Genomic DNA, 23,123 nt, shown 5'->3' with positions numbered 1-23,123 from the left:
CTCGCCGCCGTGGCGGTCGCGCTGGGGGTGGGTCGGCTCGCGGCCCGCCCGCGCCTGGCGTGGATCGCACTGATGGTCGCCGTCACGGCGGCCGCGCTGGGCGGCTGGCCGTGGGGCGGCAGCGCCATCGGCCCGCTGCGCTGGGGCGGCCTGCTGGTGACGTTGATCCTGGCGATCGCGGCGTTGCTGGCCGCGTTGCCGCTGGCCTTCGGCCTGGCGCTGCTACGACGCGGCGGCAGCCCGGGCGGGTCGCTCGCCGCCGCCGCGCTGATCGAGGCCGTGCGCGGCGTGCCGCTGGTGACGCAATTGCTGTTCGCATCCTTCGTGCTGCCGCTGCTGCTGGGCGGCGGCGTGTCCAAGTTCGGCATGGCGCTGGCCGCGCTGACGCTGCATACCGCCTGCCTGCTGGCCGAAGTGCTGCGCGGCGCGCTGCAGGCGATTCCGCCGGGCCAGATGATGGCGGCGCGCGCGCTCGGCATGCGCCCGGCAGTGGCCTACTGGACGGTGATCTGGCCGCAGGCCCGCCGCATCGCGGCGCCGGCCGCGCTGGGCGTGTTCGTGGGCGCGGTCAAGGACACCTCGCTGGTCAGCATCATCGGCGTATTCGACGTCCTGGGCGCGGCCAAGGCGGTGGTGGCGGGCACCGACTGGCGACCGTACCACGTCGAGGTCTACCTGGCGGTGGCGCTGCTGTACTTCGGCGCCAGCCTGGCGCTGTCGCGGGTGGCGCGGCGCATGGAAGGACCGGCGGCGTCCTGAGATCCGCGGCCGGGCGCGTGCCGCCTTCGCGGCCACGCCTATTGCACCCCTGCGCCCAGCCGCTGCAGCCAGGCCGGACGCGGCGCCGCGTCCAGCCAGTTCTTGACGATCAACCCCAGTTCGGTGTCGCCGGAAATGCGCAGCCGACGCTGGAAGAACAAGGTGTCCGCATCAGTCTCGCCGCGCATCAGGGCCAGCAGTTCCGCCACGCCCGCGCCCAGCTCCAGCTCGCAGGCCTCGCGGTTCCACATCGGTCGAAAGACGCCGCCGCGCACGGTGAAGCGGCTGCACAGGCCCAGGTCCTCGATGGTGATGGCGAAGCTGCGGCCCTCCAGTTCCGGCGGCGGGCTGAGCCAGTTCAAACGCCGCGCCAACTCCAGCCCGGCGACGAAGTGCAGCGACACCAGCGGCGCGGGCAGCCGCCGGCCCAGGCGCGCGACCAGACCCGGCACGGCGAATCGGCTGTCGCTCATAGCGCCTCCTGCCAGGCGATCCCCGCCTGTCCATGGAAATAGCCATTGCAGCGGCCGATGCCGGCCGGCGGCTGCACCGCTTCCGGCGCGCGGCCGCCGCGCGCGGCGTCCAGCGCCGCGATGGCTTCGAGCGTGCCGGCCGACTGCGGGCTGACGCGCAGCACGTCGGCGCCCATGTCGGCCAGGTATGCGGCCTGGTCCAGCAGGTCGAGACAGGCGGCCGACTGCACCTGGATGCCGTTGATCGCCAGGAACTCGCGCGATTCACGCGTGCGCATGTCCAGGCCGTCGGGATGCTCGATGCAGCGAAAGCCGCACTCGTCCTTTTTCAGCCGGAAGTGGCGCGCGGTGAAACAGCGCGCCGAGAACGCCAGCGCCATGCGGCCCCACACCATGATCTCGGCCTGCAACCCGGCCGGCCGCTCGGCCAGCAGCCGCGCCAGCGCATTGACGTGCATTTCCAGCGGCGCGACGAAGCGGGTCGCGCCGCGCGCGGCCAGCCATTCCAGCGTGCCGCCGTGGTAGGCGTTCATGTGCGGACCGGCCACGAACGGCCGGCCGCCCAGGTGGCGCATGGCGCCGGCCTCGCCGGCCTCGACCATGAAATCCTGCTGCTCGCACAGGCGCCGCAGGGCCGAGGCCTCGGCGCCGGTCTCGATCAGGGTGCGGCCGGACAGCACCACTTCCTTGCCGGCGGCCGCGAGGTCGCGCGCCAGGTCGAGCCAGTCGTCGGCGCGCAATTCGTGGCGCCGGCTACAGACGGTTTCGCCGACGTAAAGGATATCGGCCGGACTGTCGGCCAGTTCAGCGTAGAACGCCAGCGTGCGCTGGCGCGGCCAGTAGTACAGCAACGGTCCGACCGAGATGCGGAAAGCCTTGGGTTTCATTTCCATGGACGTTCGAATGCGCCTTGCGTGACTTGGGATCCCTCGGCATGGCGCGCCAGCATGGCGTTCCATTCGGGACGGGGGGAGTAGCGATTGGGGTCGCCGTGGGCGCTGTCGAGCGCGGCGCGCAGCGTGGACACCACCTGCGTGACGTAGGCCGGGCTGCGCTGGCGCCCTTCGATCTTGATGGCCGCCACGCCCATCTCGGCCAGTCTGGGCAACAGGCCGATGGCGTTCAGGCTGGTGGGTTCCTCCAGCGCGTGGTCGGCGTGGCCCTCGACCTCGAAGCGCCCCTTGCACAGCGTCGGATAGGCGGCGGCTTCGCCAGGCCCATAGCGGTCGATCAGGATGCCGTTCAGGCGCGCATCGAGGCGGCCGTCCTGCTCGACCCAGCGCACCGCGCCGGCGGGCGAACAGACGCCCTTGTTGTTGGGCGAATCGCCCGTGGCGTACGACGACAGCAGGCAGCGCCCTTCGGCCATGACGCACAGGCTGCCGAAGCCGAACACCTCGACCTCGACACTGACGTTGGCGCAGATGCGGGCGATCTCGGCCAGCGTCAGCACGCGCGGCAGCACCACCCGCTGGATGCCGAATTGCTCCTTCATCAGTTCGATGGCGTCGGTGTGGGTGGCCGAGCCCTGCACCGACAGGTGCAGGCGCAGGTCGGGATAGCGGTCGCGGGCGTAGGCCAGCAGGCCGGCATCGGCCATGATGACCGCGTCCGCGCCCAGCCCGTGCGCGGCGTCGACCGCCTCGCGCCATTCCTGGCCGCGGCCGGCCTGCACGAAGGTGTTGATGGCGAACAGCACCTTGCGCTGGCGGCTGTGCGCCAGTTCGACGCCGGCGCGGATGTCGCGTTCGGTGAAATTGAGCCCGGCGAAGTTGCGGGCGTTGGTGGCGTTCTTCAGGCCCAGGTAGACCGTGTCTGCGCCGGCCTCGACCGCCGCCTTCAGCGCGGCCAGGCTGCCGGCCGGCGCCACCAGTTCCAGGGGAGTGGTTCGGATTTGCATGCCGGCCAGTCTAGGGGCCGGCGCGGCCCGTGGCCTTGTCGCAGATCAAACCGCGCGGCCAGCGCGAGCCGGCGCGGCGCCGTCAGACCGGGTCGTCGCCGTGCAGCCCGTGTTCGACGGCGTAGACCGCCACCTGCACGCGGCTGGTCAGGTTGAGCTTCTTCAGCACGTTCTGCACATGGATCTTGACCGTGCTTTCGCTGACGTCGAGTTCGCGCGCGATGACCTTGTTGCTGGCGCCGCGCGCCAGGCACTGCACGATCTGGCGTTCGCGCGCCGTCAGGCGATGGCGCTCGGCCTGCCCCGCCGGCGCCTGCGCGGCCAGGCTGGCCTGGCCGCGGAACTGCTCGACCAGCTTGGCCGTCATGCTTTCGGCGATGACCGGCTCGCCGCCGGCGGCGCGGCGGACGGCGGTGGTGAGCGCCTCGGCGTCGATGTTCTTGAGCAGGTAGCCGCGCGCGCCGTCGCGCAACGCCTGGCCGAGTTCGTCGGCCTCTTCCGACACGGTGAGGATGATGACCGCACAGGAAGGCAGATCCTGGGTCAGCAGTTGCAGCGTCTCCAGCCCCGACAGGCCCGGCATGTTCAGGTCCAGCAGCACCACGTCGGGCTTGAGTTCCTTGGCGCGCTTGAGGCCCTCGACGCCGTCGCCGGCCTCGGCCACGACCTCGAAATCGGGCTGGCGCTGCAACAGCAGGCGCATCCCCGAGCGGAACAGGGTGTGGTCGTCGACGAGCAGGATACGGATGGGCATGGTCTCGATGGGTCAGGCGGCCTGGCGTTCGGCGTCGGGCAGGGTCAACGCGATGCGCGTGCCGCCGCCGGGCCGGGACTTCATTGTAATCAAGGCATGCATCCGGGCGGCGCGTTCGCGCATGATGTGCAGGCCGACGTGGGCCTCGCCGCGCTGCGCCACTTCGTCCGGATCGTAGCCCTGGCCGTTGTCGGCGATCAGCAGGTTGAAATCGCGGTCGTTGCGCACCACCACGTCGACGCGGTCGGCCTCGGAATGCTTGCGCACATTCGACAGCGCTTCCTGCAGGATGAACAGCACCTGCAATTGCTGCTCCGGGGCCAGCGGCGCGCCGACGCCCTGGCTGAAGGCCAGCTCGGTGCGCGTGCCGGTCTGGCGGCGGAAACGTTCGACCGTGTCCTGGATGGCGGTCTTCAGGTCGCCCTGGCCCAGCTTGTCGCGGAAGTTGGTGAGCAGCTCGCGCACGTCCTTGTAGCTTTCGTCCACGCCGGTGCGCAGCAGCGGCAGGATTTCCTCGACCTCGGCCTGGTCGCCGCGCTTGACGGCCGCGTCCAGCAGCTGCAGTTGCAGGTTCAGGAAGTTCAAGCCCTGCGCCAGGCTGTCGTGCAGCCCCTGCGCCACCAGACCGCGTTCCTGCACCACCGCCAGCTGGCGCGCCTGGGCGCTCAGGCGGCGGTTGTCCAGCGCCACGCCCAGGTGCTGCCCCAGGGTTTCCAGCAGTTGCGAGTCGGACGGCGCCAGCTTGCGCTGGCTGCGAAAATGCAGCGAGTACGAGCCCAGCACCTCGTCACGCGTGACGATGCGAAACACCGCCACGCTGGCGAAGCCGTCGCGCTGGCAGTTCAGGTCCATCTGCGGCGGCGCCTGGCGAAAATCCTGGATCACGACGACGCCGGCCTGGCGCGTGGCCACGCCGCAATAACAGTCGTCGACCCGCATGCAGTGCTCGGATTCGACCAGTTCCTCGGACAGCCCCACCGACACCACCAGGTTGAGCTTTTCGTTGTCGGGATCGAGCGCGCGGATGCTGCCGCCTTCGGCGTCGAACTGCAGCATGACGCGGCGCAGGAAGCCCTGGCACATTGCCTCGATCTCGTTGGGCTGGTTCAGGAAGGCCGCCATGTCGTACAGCGCGCCAATATCGCGGTTCTGCGCCGCGAGCTGGGCGGTCTTTTCGCCCACCCGCTGCTCCAGGCCGGTGTACAGGCTCTGCAATTCGTCGGCCATGCGGTTGAAGCCGCGCGCCAGCACGCCGAATTCATCCTGGCTCTCGACCGGCAGGCGGGTGCTGAACTCGCGCGCCGCCATGCGCTGCAGGCCGTCGCGCAGGCGCAGCACGGGCGCGATGATCCACAGGTACAGCAGGTAGATCATGGCCAGGGTGCCGGCGCTGGCGATGGCCGCCAGCACGCCCTGCGACAGCCGCAGCGAGGTGGTCTTGCCGGCGTTGTCCTGCTCGATCATGCGCACCAGCTCGTCGGCGCGGGCAACGAAATCGGGCAGCGTCTCCAGGTATTCGGCCGCGTCCTCGCGGGCGATGGCGCGCATTGCCGCCGGCCGCATGATGTCGCGCCAGTAGTCGGCCACGCCCAGCCAATGCTGGCGGATGGTCGGATCGTTGGGAATGAACAGCGGCCGGGCCGGATTGCCGCGCGCCAGGCGGGCGATGGTGTCGTCCATCAACTGCACCTGCTCTTCGGTGCGCGCCTGGCGCCCGGCCTCGGGCCGCATCAGCTCCACCGCCACCCTATTGGCACGCATGCGCAGGCTGCCGGTGTCGTTGATGGCCGCGCCCGCGCCTTCCAGCTGCCACGACAGCCACAGCGTCAGGCCGATCATGCCGAGCACCACGATCAACGCGACCAGCGAACTGGCGACGATGCGCGTCGACAGCCGGTGGCGTGGCGACGGCAGGCCCTGGGCGTCGGAAGGGGAATCGGGTGTGGTCATGGACTGGGCTTGCGCGCGAGCGTGCCTGAAGCGGGTTGGGCGGTTGCCAGCCGTGAGGCGCACGCCGCGCGGCTGGCAGACTCCAGTGTAGTCGTTCCGCTCAACCCTGCCGCACCGCCCGGACGATGAAATCGGCCACCGCGGCCGGGTCGTCCAGGGGCAGGCAAGGCAGGTCCGTGGTCAGCGCGGCGTCGGTCACGATCGCCAGGAAGCCGGCGTCCTCGGCATGCAGCGGCGGCTTGCCCAGCGCCGGGCGGTAGACCTCGATGCGGGGAATGGCCGCCCGCTTGAAACCCTCCACCAGCACCAGGTCGGCCGGCGCCAGGCGCAGCAACTGCTCTTGCAGCGACGGCTCCGGCGCCCCGCGCAGCTCGTGCACGATGGCATAGCGGAACGGCGACGCCACCATCACCTCCTGCGCCCCGGCCTGGCGGAAACGCGCGCTGTCCTTGCCGGGCGGCTCCATCTCGAAGTCGTGGTGGCTGTGCTTGATGACGCTGACCTTCAGGCCGCGCGCGCGCAGCAGCGGCAGCATGGCCTCGATCAGAGTGGTCTTGCCGCTGCCTGAGCGGCCGGCAATGCCGAAAACGGGGGTCATGCGGGCTCCGTGAACAAGGGACAGACAATGGGCAGGAACGCGTCCGCCCGGGCCGAGTATGCCAGCAAAGCGCCCGCCACCAGGTCGAAGTACCAGCCGTGCAGGGTCAGGTCGCCGGCCTGCAGGCGCCGTTGCACGCACGGCAGCGCCTCCAGGTTGCGCAGCGAGATCAGGATGGACGCCTGCTCGCAGGCGCGCCGGTGCTCCGCCAGCGATGCCGCCGGCATGTCGCTCAACACGCGCTGGCGCGCCGGTTCGGCGATATCCATCCAGCGGTTCAGGTAGTCCGGTTCGCCATCGCCGCGCGCCGGCCGCTCCATCAGCGCGCGGATGCCGCCGCACTGGGCATGGCCCAGCACGATGATGCGGCTGACCTTCAACTGCTCAACCGCGAACTGGATGGCGGCCAGCACGCCGTGGTGGCCCTGGTCGCGGTCGGGCGGCGGCACCAGGTTGGCGACGTTGCGCACGGTGAAGATGTCGCCCGGGTCGCAGCCCAACAGCATGGCCGGATCGACCCGCGAATCGCAGCAGCCCACCAGCAGCGTGCTGGGGTGCTGGCCGTCGCGCAGGTTGCGGTACAGCGACGGCGCCGCTTCGTAGTATTGATGCTGGAAGCGCTGGAAGCCGTCCACCAGCCGTTCGATGTCGCGCATGGTTCAGCCTCCGGTCTGCGACATGAAACGCACGATGCGCTCGGGCCGGGTGGTGAATTCGTGGCGTTCCGGCTTGGCGGCGATGCCGGCGCGGATCGCTCGTTCCAGGTCGGCGTCGCTGGCGCCCTCGCGCAGCAGCCGCCCCAGCGGCACCTGGTCTTCCTGGCCCAAGCACAGGTAGAGGGTGCCGTCCACGCCCAGCCGCACGCGGTTGCAGGCGGCGCAGAAATGGCGCGACATGGGCGTGATGACGCCCAGCACCGGCGCGCCGCCGCCGCTGCTCCAGTAGCGCGCCGGGCCCGCGCCCTGCCCCACCAGCGCCGGCACCAGGCCGGCGTCGGCCGCCAGCCGCGCGCCCAGCTCGCCGAGGTCGGCATGGGCATAGCGGCGGCCGCAATCGCCCACCGGCATCGGCTCGATCAGGCGCAGGATGAAGCCTTGCGCCAGCGCGTAGTCCAGCAGCCGGCGCACGTCGGCCTCGGGCGTGGCGGCATGCACCACGCTGTTGAGCTTGATCGGCGCGAAACCGGCCTCGCGCGCGGCCCGCAGCCCGGCCAGCACGGCATCCAGGCAATCGCGTCCGGTGATGCGACCGAACTCCGCCGCGTCCAGGGTGTCCAGGCTGATGTTCAGGCGGTGCACGCCCGCCACCCGCAAGGCGGCAGCATGGCGCGCCAGCTGGGTGCCGTTGGTCGACAGCGACAGGTCATCCACCCCCGGCAGCGCCGCGATGGCGGCGGCCAGGCCGGCCACGCCGCGGCGCAGCAGCGGCTCGCCGCCGGTCAGCCGCAAGCGGCGCACGCCCAGGCCGGCGAACAGGCCCGCCAGGCGCGCCATTTCGTCATGGCGCAGCCAGTTGGCGGGCTCCTCGAAGCCCTTGAAGCCCTTGGGCATGCAGTAGCCGCAGCGCAGGTCGCAACGGTCGGTGACCGAGACCCGCAGGTAGTCGATGCGGCGGCCGAAGCCGTCGATCAGCCCCCGCGGCGCGGCGGACGCCATGGCGGCGACCGGGGCCGCCGGGGCCACCGCCAGGGCGGGCGCGGGTGTCATGACGGGCTCCCGAACACCCGGTCGTCCTCGGCGCCGCCCAGGTCGATGCCGCGCACGTCGGCGCGCTCCACCAGCAGCCGGGCATACTGGCGCCAGGCGGTGTCGCGGCTGGCGGCGGCCAGGGCCGAGGCGATCGATTCGCGCACCTGCTCGAACGGCAGCAGGCGCCCTTCGATGCGCCGCGTCACGCGCACGATGTGCAGCCCGTGGCGGGTCTCCAGCACCTGCGGCAGCAAGCCGCCCGCCGGCAAGGCGAACACCGCCTTCTCGAATTCGGGCACGGTGTCGCCGCGCCCCAGCTGCCCCAGGTTGCCGCCCACCGCCGCCGACGGGCAGTTGGACTGCCGCCGCGCCACCTCGGCAAAGCCGGAGGGGTCGGCCAGCAGGTCCGCCAGCACCGCGCTGGCGTGGGCCCGCAGCATGTCCAGGTTGACCCCGGGGGTGACCTGGAACAGGATGTGGTCGGCCTCGATCAGCTCGCCCACGATGAAGCGCTGCGGATTGGCCTGGTAGTAGCGGCGGCAGGCCGCCTCGTCGGCCTCGGGCGCCTGGGCCTGGCGGGCCAGCAAGGCGCCGATGGCGTCGTCTTCGGACAAGGGCTCCGATTCCGACCCCAGCCCCAGCCGCGCCGCCTCGTCCAGCAGCACCCGCCGCAGCACCAGCGCCGTGGTGGCGGCGCGCATCGGGTTGGGCGCGTCCGCATGCAGCGGCAGTTCTTGTTCCATGTCGGCGTCGGTCAGTTCGACGCCATTGATGGTCACAGGCATGTCGGCCTCCTTGCCGCTCAGCGCGGGCGCACCAGTTGCCAGGCGCGGCCCAGGTAACCCAGCGACGCGAAGCCGCTCCACACGTGCACCAGGCGCGTGAACGGGAAGATCACGAACAGCGTCAGACCCATGAAGAGGTGCGCCTTGAACAGCGGCGGCACCTCGGCCACAAAGTCGGCGGCCCCACTGCGGAAGGTCACGATGTGCTGCGCCCAGTGCATCAGGCGCACCATCATCTCGCCATCCATGTGGCCGGCCGACAGCGCGATGGTCGACAGGCCCAGCAGCAGCGTCACCAGGATCCACAGCAGCAACAGCTTGTCGCCGGGCCGGGTGGTCTTGCGGATGCGCGGGTCGCTCAGGCGGCGGTGGATCAGGATCAAGAGGCCGATCAGGCACAGCCCGCCCATGACGCCGCCGGCCACCATGGCGACGGTCTGCTTGAGCGTGTGCGACACGCCCAGCGTGTCCCACACCGCCACCGGGGTCAACAGGCCCGCCAGGTGGCCGAAGAACAGTCCCAGGATGCCGACGTGGAACAGGATGTTGCCCAGCCGCAGCTGGCCGCGATGCAGCAGCTGCGAGCTGTCGGTCTTCCAGGTGTACTGCTCGCGCTCGAAGCGCGCCAGGCTGCCCAGCAGGAACACCGTCAGGGCAATGTAGGGGTAGATGCCGAAGAAGAACTGGTTCAGGGAATTCATGATGCGTGTCCTGGAAATTAGCGGGTGACCGGCGCGCGGGGATAGAAGCGCACGGCCTGCGCGCCGTCGCCCGAGAACGGGCGCAGCAGCGGCTCGACGCCGTCGGCGCCGGCGCCGAAGGTCTCCATGGCCTCGTCCATGTCGCGCACCGGCGGCGCGGTCTGTTCGCGCGGCGTAACCCGCGACAGGCCGCGCAGCACGACGAAGACGCTGGCGTACGGGCTCTCGTTGCGCGCCAGGCGCGAGCCGATGGCGGCCAGCACGTGGATGGCGTCGTCCAGCAGGTCCCGCGCCACGGCCGGGTCGATCACGCCCAGGAACTCCAGGAACAGCGGCACGTGGTCCGGCAGTTCCGACACCACCGGCTCGAAGCCGTGCTGGCGGTAGGTCTCGAGCAGGTCGACCATGGCCTGGCCACGGTCGCGGCTTTCGCCATGCACGTGCTCGAACAGGTGCAGCGAATGGGCGCGGTTGCGGTCGAAGGTGGCGACGTAGGCTTCCTGCAGCGCGATCAGGTCCTGGCTGGCCAGGTGGCCGATCAGCGGCTGCAGGGTTTCCTCGGCTTCCGGATAGGTGGCCAGCGCGCCCTCGACCTCGGTCAGGGCGTCGAGCAGCTCCTGTTCGGGGTAGCAGAGCAGCGCGGAAAGCAGTCGATAAAGGCTCATGATGTTCTCCGGTCTCAGGCCGCGGCCTTCTTGCGCGACTTCGGCATGTCGATGAAGATCTCGCTGCCCTGCGGCTTGCGGCCGAACAGCGTGCCTTCCGAGACGCCGCCCGAGCAGCCGTTGCCGAAGGTGAAGCCGCAGCTGCCCTTCTCGTTGAAGCTGTCCTCGACGATTTCCTTGTGGCTGCTGGGCACCACGAAGCGGTCCTCGTAGTCGGCAATCGCCATGATGCGGTACATGTCCTGCACGGTTTCTTCCGACAGGCCGACCTGCTCCAGCAGGGCCGTATCGCGCTCGCCATGCACGGTCTCGGCACGCTTGTAGGCGCGCATCGCCAGCATCCGTTCGAGCGCCCGCAGCACGGGGGCTTCCTTGCCCGCCGTCAGCAGGTTGGCCAGGTAGCGCACCGGGATGCGCAGGCTGGCCACATCCGGGATCATGGCGCTGGTGCCGAGCGTGCGCTGAGGCATCTTTCCGGCCTCGGCGGCGGTCTGGATCGGCGACAGCGGCGGGATGTACCAGACCATCGGCAGCGTGCGGTATTCCGGATGCAGCGGGAAGGCGACGCGCCACTCCACCGCCATCTTGTAGACCGGCGACTGGCGCGCGGCTTCCAGCCAGGATTCCGGGATGCCCTGCTCGCGCGCGGCGGCGATCACCTCGGGCGAGTGCGGATCCAGGAACAGGTCCAGCTGCGACTGGTACAGGTCCTGCTCGTTGCCGACGGCGGCGGCGCGCTCGATCTGGTCGGCGTCGTACAGCATCACGCCCAGGTAGCGGATGCGGCCGACGCAGGTCTCCGAGCACACGGTCGGCTGGCCGGCCTCGATGCGCGGGTAGCAGAAGGTGCACTTCTCGGCCTTGCCGCTATGCCAGTTGTAGTAGATCTTCTTGTACGGGCAGCCCGAGATGCACATGCGCCAGCCGCGGCACTTGTCCTGGTCGACCAGCACGATGCCGTCGTCCTCGCGCTTGTAGATCGAGCCCGACGGGCAGCTGGCGACACAGGCCGGGTTCAGGCAGTGTTCGCACAGGCGCGGCAGGTACATCATGAAGGTGTTCTCGAAGGTCGAGTACATCTCCTTCTGCACGCCCTCGAACAGGGCGTCGCGGCTGCGCGCGGCGAATTCGCCGCCCAGGTCGTCTTCCCAGTTGGGGCCCCATTCGATCTTGTCCATCTTCTTGCCGGTCAGCACCGACACCGGGCGCGCGGTGGGTGGCGTCTGCGACAGCGGCGCGTTCTTCAGGTGCTCGTAGTCGAAGGTGAACGGCTCGTAGTAGTCATCGATCTGCGGCAGGTTGGGGTTGGCGAACAGGTTGGCCAGGATGCGCAGCTTGCCGCCCTGGCGCGGTTCCAGCTTGCCGGCCGCCGTGCGGCGCCAGCCGCCCTGCCACTTCTCCTGGTTCTCCCATTCCTTGGGATAGCCGATGCCGGGCTTGGTCTCGACGTTGTTGAACCAGGCGTACTCGACGCCGTCGCGGCTGGTCCAGACGTTCTTGCAGGTGACCGAGCAAGTGTGGCAGCCGATGCACTTGTCCAGATTCAGCACCATGCCGATTTGGGCGCGTATCCTCATGATTGCTTCTCTTCCTGTTGCGTTTGGACGGCGGGATCTTCGACCAGCGGGCCTTCCAGCCAGTCCACTTTCTTCATCTTGCGCAGCACCACGAACTCGTCGCGGTTGGCGCCCACGGTGCCGTAGTAGTTGAAGCCGTAGGCCTGCTGGGCGTAGCCGCCGATCATGTGGGTCGGCTTGAGCACGGTGCGCGTCACCGAGTTGTGGATGCCGCCGCGCTTGCCGCTGGTCTCCGCGCCCGGCACGTTCACGATCTTTTCCTGGGCGTGGTACATCAGGCACATGCCGACCGGCACGCGCTGGCTCACCACCACCCGCGCGGTCAGCGTGCCGTTGACGTTGAACACCTCGACCCAGTCGTTGTCGACCAGCCCGGCCTGCTTGGCCTCGGCCTCGGAGATCCACACGTGGGGACCGCCGCGGCTCAGGGTCAGCATGCGCAGGTTGTCGGAATAGGTGCTGTGGATGCCCCACTTCTGGTGCGGCGTCAGCCAGTTCAGCACCAGTTCCTTTTCACCGTTGGGATAGCGGCCCAGCATCGGCGCCACGGTCTTGGTGTCGATCGCCGGCTTGTAGACGCACGAGCCCTCGCCGAAGTCCAGCATCCAGCGGTGGTCCTGGTAGAACTGCTGGCGGCCGGTCAGGGTGCGCCACGGGATCAGCTCGTGCACGTTGGTGTAGCCGGCGTTGTAGCTGACCTCTTCGCTTTCCAGGCCCGACCAGGTCGGCGCCGAGATGATCTTGCGCGGCTGCGCCTGGATGTCGCGGAAGCGGATCTTGTCGTGCTCGCGGCCCACCGCCAGGTGGGTGTGGTCGCGGCCGGTGATCTTGCCCAGCGCTTCCCAGGCCTTGACCGACACGTGGCCATTGGTCTCGGGCGCGAAGGTCAGGATCATTTCGGCGGCGTCGATGGCGCTGTCCAGCCGCGGACGGCCCTGGCTCACGCCAGCTTCGGCCACGCGCTCGTTGATGCCGGCCAGCTCGCCGACTTCATGCTCGGTGTTCCAGTTGATGCCCTTGCCGCCGTTGCCCAGCTTGTCCAGCAGCGGACCGACCGAGGTGAACTTGCGGTAGATGTCGTTGTAGTCGCGCTCGACCACGGTCATGTTGGGCGCGGTCTTGCCCGGCACCAGGTCGCATTCGCCCAGCTTCCAGTCCCTGGGTTCGAAGGCCTGGCCCAGTTCCCCCGGGGTGTCATGCATCAGCGGCGTCAGCACCAGGTCGCGGCGCTTGCCCAGGTAGGGGCCGCCGATGTCGCTGAACTTCCTGGCCAGCAGCTTGTAGATCTCCCAGTCGGTCTTGCTTTCCCAGAGCGGCTGCACCGCTTCGCTCAGCGGGTGGATGAAGGGGTGCATGTCGGACGTGTTGAGGTCGTCCTTCTCGTACCAGGTGGCCGTCGGCAGCACGATGTCGCCGTACAGGCAGGTGGTGCTCATGCGGAAGTCCAGCACCGTCAGCAGGTCGAGCTTGCCCTCGGCCGCGTCTTCCTGGTAATTGACTTCGACCGGCTTGATGGCGTCGGCCTCGTCGCCGAAGACGGCGTTCTGCGTGCCCAGCAGGTACTTCAGGAAGTACTCGTGGCCCTTGCCGCTGGAGCCCAGGATGTTCGAGCGCCACACGAACATGTTGCGCGGGAAGTTGGCGGGATCGTCCGGGTCTTCGCAGGACATGCGCAGTTCGCCGGACTTGAGCTGCTCGACGGCGTGCGCCACCGGGTCCTTGCCGGCAGCTTCGGCCTGCGCGGTCAGGTCCAGCGGATTGGTGCGCAACTGCGGCGCCGACGGCAGCCAGCCCATGCGCTCGGCGCGGGCGTTCAGGTCGATCATGCTGAGGTCGCCATAGCGACCGCGGTCGGCGGTCGGGCCCAGCACTTCCTGTACGTTGAGCTTTTCATGGCGCCACTGGCTGGTATGGGCGTAGAAGAACGAGGTGCCGTTCATCTGGCGCGGCGGGCGCACCCAGTCGGAGGCGAACGCCAGCGGCGCCCAGCCGAACTGCGGCCGCAGCTTTTCCTGGCCCACGTAATGGGCCCAGCCGCCGCCGCTCTTGCCGACGCAGCCGCACATCATCAACATGTTGATGATGCCGCGGTAAATCATGTCCATGTGGTACCAGTGGTTCAGGCCGGCGCCGACGATGACCATCGACTTGCCCTCGGTGTCGTGGGCGTTCTGGGCGAACTCGCGCGCCACCTGGATCACCTGCGCGCGCGGCACGCCGGTGTGCTTTTCCTGCCAGGCCGGGGTGTAGGGCACGTCGTCGTCATAGGACGCGGCCACGTTGCCGCCGCCCAGGCCGCGATCCAGGCCGTAGTTGGCCATCTGCAGGTCGTACACCGTGGCCGCCAGGGCCTCGCTGCCATCGGCGAGGCGGATGCGGCGCGCCGGCACGTTGCGCACCAGCAGTTCGTCGTGCTCGGCGCCGAAGTACGGGAAACCCACGCCGACCACGGCATCCGCGCCTTCCAGCAGGCTCAGGCGCGGCTCGATGGCGCGGCCGCTGCCGCCGTCGCGCGCTTCCAGGTTCCAGCGGCCGACCTTCTCGCCGCCGTTGACCGCGCCCTCGCCCCAGCGAAAGCCGATGCTGCCATTGGGCGCCACCAGGTCGCCGCTGGTTTCGTCGAATACCAGCGTCTTCCAGTCGGGGTTGTTCTGCTCGCCCAGCGCGCCGTCAAGCTGCGAGGCGCGCAGGAAATGGTCGGGCGCATAAAAGCCGTCGCGCTCCTTGAGCAGGACCAGCATCGGCATGTCGGTGTAGCGCCGCACGTAGTCGCGGAAATAGGCCGAGGCGCCTGACAAGTGGAATTCCTTGAGGATGACGTGGCCCATGGCCATCGCCAGCGCGGCGTCGGTGCCCTGCTTGGGCGCCAGCCAGATGTCGCCGAACTTGACCATTTCGCCGAAGTCGCTGGACACCGCCACCGTCTTGGTGCCCTTGTAGCGGACCTCGGTGTAGAAGTGGGCGTCGGGCGTGCGGGTCTGCGGCACGTTCGAGCCCCACACCATCAGGTAGGTCGAGTTGTACCAGTCGGCCGATTCCGGCACGTCGGTCTGCTCGCCCCAGATCTGCGGGCTGGCCGGCGGCAGGTCGCAGTACCAGTCGTAGAAGCTCAGGCAGGCGCCGCCCAGCAGGCTCAGGTAGCGGGCGCCGGCGGCGTAGCTGACCATCGACATGGCGGGAATCGGCGAAAAGCCGATCAGGCGGTCGGGGCCGAACTTCTTGATGGTGTAGGCGTTGGCGGCGGCGATCATCTCGGTGGCCGTGTCCCAGTCCGTGCGCACGAAGCCGCCCAGCCCGCGCACCGACTTGTAGCGTCTGGCGCGCGCCGGGTCCTGGCTGATCCATTCCCAGGCCGCGATCGGGTCCATGGTCTTGCGCGCCTCGCGCCACATTTCCATCAGGCGGCCGCGCATCATCGGGTACTTCACGCGCTGCGCCGAATAGACGTACCAGCTATAGGACGCGCCACGCGGACAGCCGCGCGGCTCGTGGTTGGGCAGGTCCGGCCGCGTGCGCGGGTAGTCGGTCTGCTGGGTCTCCCAGGTGATCAGGCCGTTCTTGACGTAGACCTTCCACGAGCACGAGCCGGTGCAGTTGACCCCGTGGGTCGAGCGCACCACCTTGTCGTGCTGCCAGCGGGCGCGATAGGCGTTTTCCCACTTGCGGTCTTCATTGACCACTGCCCCGTGACCGTCCGCGTAGGTGGATTTCACCCGCGACATGAACTTCAACCGGTCCAGAAAATGACTCATTGCGTTTCTCCAAGAGCGCCGGCGCGGCCGGCGCGTACTGCAATCCGTGCTGTCAAAATCACTTTAGTGGTCGCCCGCCGCGCCGACCATTCGCCGGTGGCACAGGGCGGGCGCGGCAGAGTGACTAGTCACCCCGGCCAGCCCCGCTTCAGCAGGGCACCGGCGCGTTGCGGCGCGCGTAGTACCACCAGGTGATCAGCACGCAGGTGGCGTAGAAGCCGATGAAGCAATACAGGGCCGCCTGGGCGCTGCCGGTCAGCTCCAGCGAGGTGCCGAAGCTGCGCGGGATGAAAAAGCCGCCATAGGCGCCGATGGCGCCGGAAAAGCCCAGCACCGCGGCCGATTCGCGCGCCGCGTCGGTCAGGGCCTGCTTCTGCGCGGCCGCGCCCTTGCCGTGCGCGGCCTGGGTGCGCTCGCGCAGGAAGATCACCGGGATCATGCGGAAGGTCGAGCCGTTGCCCACGCCGGTCAGCGCGAACAGCACGATGAACATGGCCAGGAAGCCGTTGAAGTCGCCGCCCTGCCCGTTCAGCGGCAGGAACATCACCACGCCCAGCACCGCGGCGATCATGCCGATGAAGGTGAACAGCGTGACCCGCGCCCCGCCCAGCTTGTCCGAGACCCAGCCGCCCACGGGACGGGTCAGCGAGCCGACCAGCGGGCCCAGGAAGGCATAGGTGGTCGGGTCGACCTGCGGGAACAGCGTCTTGGTCAGCATGGCAAAGCCCGCCGAGAAACCGATGAACGAGCCGAAGGTGCCCACGTACAGCCAGCACATCAGCCAGTTGTGCTTGCGCTTGAAGATCACCGCCTGGTCGGCGAACGAGGCGCGCGCGTCGGCGATGTCGTTCATGCCGAACCAGGCCGCCAGCGAGGCCAGCGCGATGGGAATGACCCAGATGAAGCCGGCGTTCTGCAGCCACAGGCTGCGCTGGACACCGCCGGCGGTAATCGCCTGCGGCTCGCCGCCCAGCGCGCCGAACACGCCCATCGAGATCACCACCGGCACCACGAACTGCACCAGCGACACGCCGAGGTTGCCGATGCCCGCGTTAAGGCCCGTGGCCAGGCCCTTCTTGTCCTTGGGAAAGAAGAAGCTGATGTTGGCCATGCTGGAGCTGAAGTTGCCGCCCCCCAGGCCGCACAGCAGCGCCAGGATCAGCAGCGTCGGGAACGAGGTGGTCGGGTCGCGCAGCGCGAAGCCCATGCCCAGCGCCGGGATCAGCAGCGAGGCGGTCGAGATCGCGGTCCACTTGCGGCCGCCGAACACCGGCACCAGGAACGAATAGAAGATGCGCAGCGTGGCGCCCGACAGCGCCGGCAGCGCGGTCAGCCAGAACAGCTGGTTCTTGGACAGCATGAAGCCGGCGCGGTCGAGGTTGACCACCACCACGCTCCACAGCATCCAGATGCTGAACGCCAGCATCAGCGCGGGAATGGAAATCCACAGGTTGCGGTTGGCGATGCGGGCGCCGGTCTGTTTCCAGAAGCCGGGGTTTTCCGGCTCCCAGCGCGCCAGGACATGGGAAGACATAGGTGTTCTCCGGTGGGGATCAGGCGGCTTGGCGCCGCGCGGTGGCGGCGCTTTCGGGCCGGAAACTGAAATGCATGAAGATGAGCGAGACGCAGACCGTGCCGTACAGCAGCATGAAGGCGCTGGAGCGCACGCCGGTCAGGTCGAGCAGCACGCCGAACAGGATCGGCAGGATGAAGCCGCCCAGGCCGCCGGCCAGGCCGACGATGCCCGAGACCGCGCCGATGTTCTGGCCGAACTCATCCGAGATGAACTTGAAGACCGAGGCCTTGCCAATCGCCATGGCGATGCCGACGATGAACAGCAGGATGGTGAAGCTGGTCGGGCCCAGGGCGATGTCGAACTGGCGCGGGCCGCCGGTGGTCATGACCGTGAAGTGGGTCTGCGGATAGCTCAGGATGAAGAACGCCACCCAGCACACCCACATCACCCACCAGGTGGTCTTGTAGGCGCCGTAGCGGTCCGAGATCCAGCCGCCCATGGCGCGCAGCACGCCGCCCGGCAGCGAGAAGCACGCGGCCAGCAGCGCCGCCAGCTTCATGTCGAAACCGTATTCGCCGATGTAGTACTTGGTCATCCAGAGCGCCAGCGCCACGTAGCCGCCGAACACCACCGAGTAGTACTGGCAGTAGCGCCACACGCGCGGGTCCTTCAGCATCGCGAATTGCGCCTTCAGGCTGGCGCCGCCGGCCACCCGGTGCGACGGATCCGAGGCCGAGAACAGCCAGAACAGGATCGCCGTCACCAGCAGGGCCACCGCGTACACCTGCGGCACGATCACCCAGGCGCCGCCGGCGGCGGCGATCAGCGCCGGCGCCACGAACTTGGTGATGGCCGAGCCCGAATTGCCGGCGCCGAACACGCCCATGGCCAGGCCCTGCTTGTTGCGCGGAAACCAGCGCGCCACGTAGGGCGTGCCGACCGAGAACGAGCCGCCAGTCAGGCCCACGAACAGCGCCAGCACCAGGAATTGCCAGTACTCGGTGGCGTAGGACAGCAGCCAGATCGGCACCACCGCCAGCAGCATCAGCACGAAGAACACCGGCCGGCCGCCGTAGCGGTCGGTCCAGATGCCCAGCGGCACGCGCACCAGGGAACCGGTCAGCACCGGCATGGCGGCCAGCAGGCCGAATTCGGTCTCGGACAGGCCAAGCTGTGTCTTGATGGGAATGCCCAGCACCGCGAAGATCATCCATACCGCGAAGCAGATGGTGAAGGCGAAGGTGCTGGATACCAGGACCCGCATGGGCGCGCTGGCCGAGGGGTGGGTTGATGCCATGGTGGTTCTCGCTTTTTTGCACACGGAATACGACAGCCCCAAGCCTAGGCATCCGCGCCCACCGCCACCATTCGCCGGCCGACCATATCGGCGGTGCCGATGTGACTAGTCACCCCGGAAAAGCCGCCGCGTTTGCGCGGGATCAAATCCACGCGATGGGCCGAAAGCCTTCTTAGGCATTAATATGTATTTCAAATACACATTCAAAATCACCCCGCCGGCTACTGGTCAAAGGTCATCATGTCCACCCTGCTCACCCTGGAAGAACCCGCCGCTGACGGCGCCGCGCGGCCGAATTGGCGCGCCTTCACCGAAATGGGCTTTCGCCCGCTGTACCTGGCTGGCTGCGCCTGGGCGTTGCTGTCGGTGCTGCTATGGGTGTTCGCGCCGGCCCGACTGACGGGCGTGCTGACCGCCATGCCGTGGCACGCCCACGAGATGCTGTGGGGCTTCGTGGCCACCATCGCGGTCGGCTTCCTGCTGACGGCCGGCGCCAACTGGACCGGCCGCAATCCGCTGCGCGGCGCTCCCCTGGCGGCGCTGTGTGTGGTCTGGCTGGTGGCGCGCGGCGCCTACCTGGCGCCCGGCATGACGGCGTTCACCGTCGCCGCCGTGGCCGACCTGCTGTTCTTCCTGTGCGCCGCCATTGCCCTGGCGCGCGCCGTCTGGATCACGCGCAATCGCCGCAACTACGGCGTGCCATTGCTGCTGCTGGCGCTGGCCGCGGCCCACGCGCTGTATCTGCGCGCCGCGCTGGCGGGCGATTACCTGGCGCTGATGCGCTACTTCAACACCGGCCTTTTGGTGATGGCGGTGCTGACGCTGCTGATCGCGCGCCGGGTGCTGCCGTTCTTCGCCAAGCGGGCCGTGCAGGGCCTGGAAATTCCGCCCCACACCCGCAGCGGCCATTGGCAGCTCGGCGCCGGCGTGCTGGCGATTGCCGGCCTGCTGGCCGGGGCGCCGCGTGCCGCCGCACTGCTGCTCGCGGTCACCGGCATCCTGGCGCTGGCGCAGTGGTTGGCCTGGAAGCCGTGGGCCGCGCGCCGCGTGCCGCTGCTTTGGATCCTGTACGTGGGTTATCTGGGCCTGGGCCTCGGCCTGCTGGCGGGCGCGGCGCAACTGGCCGGCTACGTGGCGCGGCCCGCCTGGCCGGCGCACGTCATGGGCGTGGCCGGTTTCTCGGTGCTGATCATCGGCATGGCCACGCGCACGGCGATGGGTCACCTGGGGCGGCCGCTGCGCGCCGACCGCAGCATGGTGCTGAGCTATGCGCTGGTGATCCTGGCGGCGCTGCTGCGCCTGGCCGCCCTGGTGCCGACCGGCGCCACGCTGGGCTTGCTGCATGCGTCGGCCGGCGCCTGGGCGCTGGGGTTCGGCCTGTACCTGTGGCGCTTCTGGCCGTGGATGATCCGGCCGCGCGCGGACGCCGCGGCCAAGCCGGCGGCGCCGATGATGAAGATCGTGCCCGCCGGGCCGCGCCGGGCGCCTTGAAGCGCGGGCGGCCGCCCCGTTTATCAGCCGCGCGCTTCGCGCCGGCGGGTCGCTTCCAGTTGCTTCTTCATGGCCTTGAGCCAGGCCTTGAGCTGCTGCATGTCGACGAACTGCGACAGCTCGAACTCCAGCTCGCCGATGTAGTCCTGCACATCGGCGATTTCCGCGTCCAGGTCTTCCATCAGGTCGGCCGGGTCGATCGGCTGCTCCGGATCGAAGCGGTATTCGGCCTTGAAGTCGCGTTCGAACGCGGCCAGCTCGCGGTTCACGGCCGCCAGTTGCTCCCGCAGCACGGGAATGGCCAGCGCCAGCTTATCTTCGGCCACGCCGTCCAGCCCGTCCGGCCCCAGCGCCAGCAAGGCCTCGGCCTGCGCCAGCGCGTCCGGCGCGAACGTCGCGGCGGTGGCGGGCGCGTCTGCCTGGGCCTGCGCGGAGGCGGTCATCTCGGCCATCTCGGCCGCCTCGGCCTCGCGTTCCTCGGCCACTTCGGCGTCGATGTCGGAACCGCTGTGCTTGCGGTAGACCGCCTTCAGGCGCTCGACGTCGCATTCGGCCGGCGTGCCGTCCAGCAGGATCGAGAACAGCGTCTCCTGCCCCAATTGCGCGGCGATCTCGGACACCAGTTGACGTTCCGCCTTGGTCAGCTCCTTCTGCCTGGCGGCATGGTCGAAGCAGAGCACCAGCCTGGCCTTTAGCTCGATCTCGGTGACCTCCAGCGGCGCCAGCACCTCGGCATGCTTGCCCTGGTACTCGCGCGCCACGGTTTGCCACAACTGCAACGCGGCGCGGTCGGTGCGCAGCGCGTCGATCAGCGCGGCGGCGGAGGTATTTTCTTGCATGGATGAAACCCTATGAGCGGCCCGGCGCGCGCCGGGGCGGAAACTGGCTGGAAAACCGTATTATCCCCGTTCACAGCCCTGCGCCCCAGGCGCTGGCCAAACCTCGTAGCGCCGCCGCCGGGTCGGCCGCCCTGGCCTGCTGGTCGCGCAGGCGGCAGATCTCCGGATCGCGCTCGAACAGGCCGCGCGCATGGACGCGGGCCAGCTCGGTCAAGCCGGCGGTCTTGGGCCGGCGGATCGCGGTAAAGGCGGCCAGCGCCGCCTCCAGGTCGCGCGGCCCGGCCGCCAGGCATTGGCCCAGGTGCCAGGCATCCTCCAGCGCCTGACACGCGCCCTGGCCCGAGGTCGGCAACGGCGCGTGCGCGGCATCGCCCACCAGCAGCACATTGTCCCGATGCCAGACCGCCGGCGTGTCCAGGTCATGCACGGCGATCAGGCGCACGGCGTCGGCGGGCGTCGCCTGGATGAGGCGCGCGACCGGCGCGGCCCAATCGGCGAAAAGGCCGGCAACCTCCGCGCGCGGATCCGCCCCCTCCCCGGCGGCGGACAGCGGCCGGACCTGGGCGCCCGCCCAATAGACCAGATCCCGCCGCACCGCGACGCAGCCGAAACGCTCGCCAACGCCCCAATAATCCTGGATGGCGATGTCATCGGCCAGGCCTGGCGCCGACGCGACGCCGATCCAGTTCACGAACCCTTGGTACACCGGCGTGTTGTCGCCCGTGACGAACCGACGCGCCACCGATTCCATGCGGCCATCCGCGCCGATGAGCAGGTCCGGCCGGATGGCGGCGCCATTGCCAAACCGCGCCGTGGCGCAGCCATCATCGCCCGGCTCGATCGCCACCGCGCGATGGCCGTACTCGACCGTGATGCCGGCGCGCGCCGTGTGCGCCAGCAGCACGGCCAGCAGGTCGCGGCGCAGGATCGCATGGGTCGGGTAACCCATCAGGCGATCCAGCGCGGTGATGTCGAGTCCGCCCAGGGCATTGCCCGCGGGGTCGTAACGGCGCATCGCCACCGGCTTGCCCCCCAGCGCCGCGACGTCCGGCAGCAGCCCGAGCCGGTCAAGCACGCAACCCGCATTGGGCCATAGCGTCACGCCGGCCCCCATCGTGGCCGGCGCGGCGCCGCGTTCGTAGACCCGCGGCCGATGTCCCGACCGATGCAGGGCGAGCGCCACGCTCAGGCCGGCGATCCCACCGCCCAGTATTCCGATATCCATGCTGAATCCTTGCTTCAAATCCCGCGTGCCGGCCCGACGCCGCACACGGGATCCGCATCGTAGATTCCGCCGGATGCGAGAACTAGTATGAAAAAATGGGTTCCTTTCATATCGCAAACGGGATAATCATGGGTCAGGCCCTGGATCTGAACAGCGTTCGCGTCTACGCGGCGGTGGTGGATGAACAGAGCTTCGCGGGCGCGGCGCGGCGCCTGGCCATGCCGTCGTCGAACGTCAGCCGCCATGTCGCGGGACTGGAGCGGCGGCTGGGCGTGCGGCTGCTGGAACGCAGCACCCGCCATCTGCGCATGACCGAAGCCGGTCAGTTGCTGTACCAGCGGGCCAAGCCGTTGCTGGACAGCCTGGCCGCCACGGAAGAGGAACTGGGCGCGGCCAGGCAGGAACTGCGCGGGCCGCTGCACCTGTGCATGCCGGGCGAAGCGCCACGGTTGCTGGCGCCGATCCTGGCGGAGTTCTGCGATCGCCACCCCGGCATCGACCTGGCCTGCGACACCCGCCTAGATGGCATCGACGCGCTGCGCGAGGATGTCGATCTGTCGATCGTGTTCCATCGCGGCCGCCAGGACGACAGCAGCCTCATCACGCGCGAACTGGCGATATTGCCCAGCATCGTGGTTGCCTCGCCCGCGCTGCTGGCCCGCGTCGGCGTGCCGCGCCAGGCGCGCCAGCTCAAGGCGCTGCCCTGCATCACCACCCTGAGCGCGCTCAAGGGCATGCCCTGGCAATTCGTGGACGCGGCCGGAGACATCGTCAAGGTGCCGGTGCGCAGCCGCTACCGCGTCAACAGCGGCGAACTGGCGCTGATGGGCGCGCGCCAGGGCATCGGCTTCGCGATCCTGGCGGCCGTCTCATGCCAGGAGGACCTGGCCGCCGGCCGCCTGTGCGAAGTGCCGCTGGACCTGCAACCGGCGCCGCTGCAGTTGCTCGGTGTCTACAGCCACCGCCACTCGGTCAGCGCGCGGGCCCGGGCGCTGCTTGAATTGATCCAGACGCGGCTGGCCGAGGCCGGCCTGGGCGCGCCGTCGGCAAACCGGCGCAAGGGAGGCCGCATCAAACCTGACGATAAGCTGATACAAAAACGCTAATAATTATTATTCAGCTAGAATCCGTACTGTCCCCAACTTATCCCCCG

The 23,123-nt window shown here is 69.1% G+C and carries 20 protein-coding genes; 3 read left to right on the top strand and 17 right to left on the bottom strand.

Features of this window, described 5'->3' with window-relative positions; genetic code table 11:
• The coding region (locus HV783_RS22990) for an amino acid ABC transporter permease (protein WP_175189925.1) at positions 1 to 759 on the top strand (759 nt) is incomplete at its 5' end.
• Between the two features lie 38 nt (positions 760 to 797).
• Here the strand turns inward: HV783_RS22990 and ubiT are convergent.
• The 15 genes from ubiT to HV783_RS22915 form a co-directional block, all read right to left on the bottom strand.
• Positions 798 to 1,232, bottom strand: a complete 435-nt coding sequence (gene ubiT, locus HV783_RS22985; protein ID WP_054504248.1) for a ubiquinone anaerobic biosynthesis accessory factor UbiT — start codon at positions 1,230 to 1,232, stop codon at positions 798 to 800.
• Entirely contained in the window at positions 1,229 to 2,119 is an 891-nt protein-coding gene (locus HV783_RS22980) for a U32 family peptidase (protein ID WP_175189927.1), read from the bottom strand. The genes ubiT and HV783_RS22980 overlap by 4 nt, the downstream gene beginning before the upstream one ends.
• Complete coding sequence (gene ubiU, locus HV783_RS22975; protein ID WP_054504250.1) at positions 2,116 to 3,132, bottom strand: ubiquinone anaerobic biosynthesis protein UbiU; 1,017 nt, start codon at positions 3,130 to 3,132, stop codon at positions 2,116 to 2,118. The genes HV783_RS22980 and ubiU overlap by 4 nt, the downstream gene beginning before the upstream one ends.
• Before the next feature lie 82 nt (positions 3,133 to 3,214).
• Complete coding sequence (locus HV783_RS22970) at positions 3,215 to 3,886, bottom strand: response regulator (RefSeq protein WP_116791128.1); 672 nt, start codon at positions 3,884 to 3,886, stop codon at positions 3,215 to 3,217.
• A 12-nt stretch (positions 3,887 to 3,898) separates the two neighbouring features.
• Positions 3,899 to 5,836, bottom strand: coding sequence for a type IV pili methyl-accepting chemotaxis transducer N-terminal domain-containing protein (locus HV783_RS22965; RefSeq protein WP_175189924.1), 1,938 nt, complete (start codon positions 5,834 to 5,836; stop codon positions 3,899 to 3,901).
• 100 nt (positions 5,837 to 5,936) lie between these two features.
• Positions 5,937 to 6,434, bottom strand: a complete 498-nt coding sequence (gene mobB / locus HV783_RS22960; protein WP_175189923.1) for a molybdopterin-guanine dinucleotide biosynthesis protein B — start codon at positions 6,432 to 6,434, stop codon at positions 5,937 to 5,939.
• Positions 6,431 to 7,090, bottom strand: a complete 660-nt coding sequence (locus tag HV783_RS22955) for a carbonic anhydrase (protein ID WP_116791125.1) — start codon at positions 7,088 to 7,090, stop codon at positions 6,431 to 6,433. Before HV783_RS22955 ends, mobB begins: the two co-directional genes overlap by 4 nt.
• Before the next feature lie 3 nt (positions 7,091 to 7,093).
• Positions 7,094 to 8,089: a GTP 3',8-cyclase MoaA gene (gene moaA, locus HV783_RS22950; RefSeq protein ID WP_175189926.1), complete on the bottom strand. Its 996-nt coding sequence runs from the start codon at positions 8,087 to 8,089 to the stop codon at positions 7,094 to 7,096.
• Positions 8,090 to 8,136: 47 nt separating this feature from the next.
• Positions 8,137 to 8,907 (bottom strand): peptidylprolyl isomerase, encoded by a 771-nt coding sequence (locus HV783_RS22945; protein WP_116791124.1) that lies wholly within the window; start codon positions 8,905 to 8,907, stop codon positions 8,137 to 8,139.
• A gap of 17 nt (positions 8,908 to 8,924) precedes the next feature.
• Positions 8,925 to 9,608 carry a respiratory nitrate reductase subunit gamma gene (gene narI, locus HV783_RS22940; RefSeq protein ID WP_054504255.1) on the bottom strand — a complete coding sequence of 228 codons (684 nt, stop codon included), beginning with the start codon at positions 9,606 to 9,608 and terminating at the stop codon, positions 8,925 to 8,927.
• Between the two features lie 17 nt (positions 9,609 to 9,625).
• A complete protein-coding gene (gene narJ, locus HV783_RS22935; protein WP_175189922.1) occupies positions 9,626 to 10,273 on the bottom strand; it encodes a nitrate reductase molybdenum cofactor assembly chaperone in 648 nt (215 codons plus the stop codon).
• A 14-nt stretch (positions 10,274 to 10,287) separates the two neighbouring features.
• Positions 10,288 to 11,850 carry a nitrate reductase subunit beta gene (gene narH / locus HV783_RS22930; protein ID WP_175189921.1) on the bottom strand — a complete coding sequence of 521 codons (1,563 nt, stop codon included), beginning with the start codon at positions 11,848 to 11,850 and terminating at the stop codon, positions 10,288 to 10,290.
• Positions 11,847 to 15,602, bottom strand: coding sequence for a nitrate reductase subunit alpha (locus HV783_RS22925; RefSeq protein ID WP_175189920.1), 3,756 nt, complete (start codon positions 15,600 to 15,602; stop codon positions 11,847 to 11,849). The genes narH and HV783_RS22925 overlap by 4 nt, the downstream gene beginning before the upstream one ends.
• Before the next feature lie 148 nt (positions 15,603 to 15,750).
• Positions 15,751 to 17,136: a NarK family nitrate/nitrite MFS transporter gene (locus tag HV783_RS22920; RefSeq protein WP_175189919.1), complete on the bottom strand. Its 1,386-nt coding sequence runs from the start codon at positions 17,134 to 17,136 to the stop codon at positions 15,751 to 15,753.
• 19 nt (positions 17,137 to 17,155) lie between these two features.
• Positions 17,156 to 18,415, bottom strand: a complete 1,260-nt coding sequence (locus HV783_RS22915; RefSeq protein ID WP_026384268.1) for an MFS transporter — start codon at positions 18,413 to 18,415, stop codon at positions 17,156 to 17,158.
• Positions 18,416 to 18,655: 240 nt separating this feature from the next.
• Here HV783_RS22915 and HV783_RS22910 point away from each other — a divergent pair, with 240 nt between their 5' ends.
• The gene (locus HV783_RS22910; protein ID WP_175189918.1) at positions 18,656 to 19,906 is read left to right on the top strand and encodes an NnrS family protein; all 1,251 of its coding nucleotides are present in this window, start codon (positions 18,656 to 18,658) and stop codon (positions 19,904 to 19,906) included.
• Between the two features lie 23 nt (positions 19,907 to 19,929).
• Here HV783_RS22910 and HV783_RS22905 read toward each other — a convergent pair whose 3' ends face one another.
• Both HV783_RS22905 and HV783_RS22900 read right to left on the bottom strand, forming a co-directional pair.
• Entirely contained in the window at positions 19,930 to 20,745 is an 816-nt protein-coding gene (locus tag HV783_RS22905) for a hypothetical protein (RefSeq protein WP_175189917.1), read from the bottom strand.
• Positions 20,746 to 20,815: 70 nt separating this feature from the next.
• Positions 20,816 to 21,970: an FAD-dependent oxidoreductase gene (locus HV783_RS22900; protein WP_175189916.1), complete on the bottom strand. Its 1,155-nt coding sequence runs from the start codon at positions 21,968 to 21,970 to the stop codon at positions 20,816 to 20,818.
• A 128-nt stretch (positions 21,971 to 22,098) separates the two neighbouring features.
• On the opposite strand from HV783_RS22900, the gene HV783_RS22895 reads away from it, so the two are divergent.
• Positions 22,099 to 23,076: a LysR family transcriptional regulator gene (locus HV783_RS22895; RefSeq protein ID WP_054504263.1), complete on the top strand. Its 978-nt coding sequence runs from the start codon at positions 22,099 to 22,101 to the stop codon at positions 23,074 to 23,076.
• The last annotated feature ends 47 nt before the right edge of the window (positions 23,077 to 23,123 follow it).

This window comes from Achromobacter dolens (assembly GCF_902859745.1).
GTDB lineage: Bacteria > Pseudomonadota > Gammaproteobacteria > Burkholderiales > Burkholderiaceae_B > Achromobacter > Achromobacter dolens.
Note: the sequence above shows the minus strand (reverse complement) of the source record. Positions and strands in the feature narration are given on the sequence as shown.

Coding starts and splice junctions, on each gene's coding strand:
- ubiT (WP_054504248.1), bottom strand. CDS start 1,232: ATGAGCGACAGCCGATTCGCCGTGCCGGGTCTGGTCGCGCGCCTGGGC.
- HV783_RS22980 (WP_175189927.1), bottom strand. CDS start 2,119: ATGAAACCCAAGGCTTTCCGCATCTCGGTCGGACCGTTGCTGTACTAC.
- ubiU (WP_054504250.1), bottom strand. CDS start 3,132: ATGCAAATCCGAACCACTCCCCTGGAACTGGTGGCGCCGGCCGGCAGC.
- HV783_RS22970 (WP_116791128.1), bottom strand. CDS start 3,886: ATGCCCATCCGTATCCTGCTCGTCGACGACCACACCCTGTTCCGCTCG.
- HV783_RS22965 (WP_175189924.1), bottom strand. CDS start 5,836: ATGACCACACCCGATTCCCCTTCCGACGCCCAGGGCCTGCCGTCGCCA.
- mobB (WP_175189923.1), bottom strand. CDS start 6,434: ATGACCCCCGTTTTCGGCATTGCCGGCCGCTCAGGCAGCGGCAAGACC.
- HV783_RS22955 (WP_116791125.1), bottom strand. CDS start 7,090: ATGCGCGACATCGAACGGCTGGTGGACGGCTTCCAGCGCTTCCAGCAT.
- moaA (WP_175189926.1), bottom strand. CDS start 8,089: ATGGCGTCCGCCGCGCCGCGGGGGCTGATCGACGGCTTCGGCCGCCGC.
- HV783_RS22945 (WP_116791124.1), bottom strand. CDS start 8,907: ATGCCTGTGACCATCAATGGCGTCGAACTGACCGACGCCGACATGGAA.
- narI (WP_054504255.1), bottom strand. CDS start 9,608: ATGAATTCCCTGAACCAGTTCTTCTTCGGCATCTACCCCTACATTGCC.
- narJ (WP_175189922.1), bottom strand. CDS start 10,273: ATGAGCCTTTATCGACTGCTTTCCGCGCTGCTCTGCTACCCCGAACAG.
- narH (WP_175189921.1), bottom strand. CDS start 11,850: ATGAGGATACGCGCCCAAATCGGCATGGTGCTGAATCTGGACAAGTGC.
- HV783_RS22925 (WP_175189920.1), bottom strand. CDS start 15,602: ATGAGTCATTTTCTGGACCGGTTGAAGTTCATGTCGCGGGTGAAATCC.
- HV783_RS22920 (WP_175189919.1), bottom strand. CDS start 17,136: ATGTCTTCCCATGTCCTGGCGCGCTGGGAGCCGGAAAACCCCGGCTTC.
- HV783_RS22915 (WP_026384268.1), bottom strand. CDS start 18,415: ATGGCATCAACCCACCCCTCGGCCAGCGCGCCCATGCGGGTCCTGGTA.
- HV783_RS22910 (WP_175189918.1), top strand. CDS start 18,656: ATGTCCACCCTGCTCACCCTGGAAGAACCCGCCGCTGACGGCGCCGCG.
- HV783_RS22905 (WP_175189917.1), bottom strand. CDS start 20,745: ATGCAAGAAAATACCTCCGCCGCCGCGCTGATCGACGCGCTGCGCACC.
- HV783_RS22900 (WP_175189916.1), bottom strand. CDS start 21,970: ATGGATATCGGAATACTGGGCGGTGGGATCGCCGGCCTGAGCGTGGCG.
- HV783_RS22895 (WP_054504263.1), top strand. CDS start 22,099: ATGGGTCAGGCCCTGGATCTGAACAGCGTTCGCGTCTACGCGGCGGTG.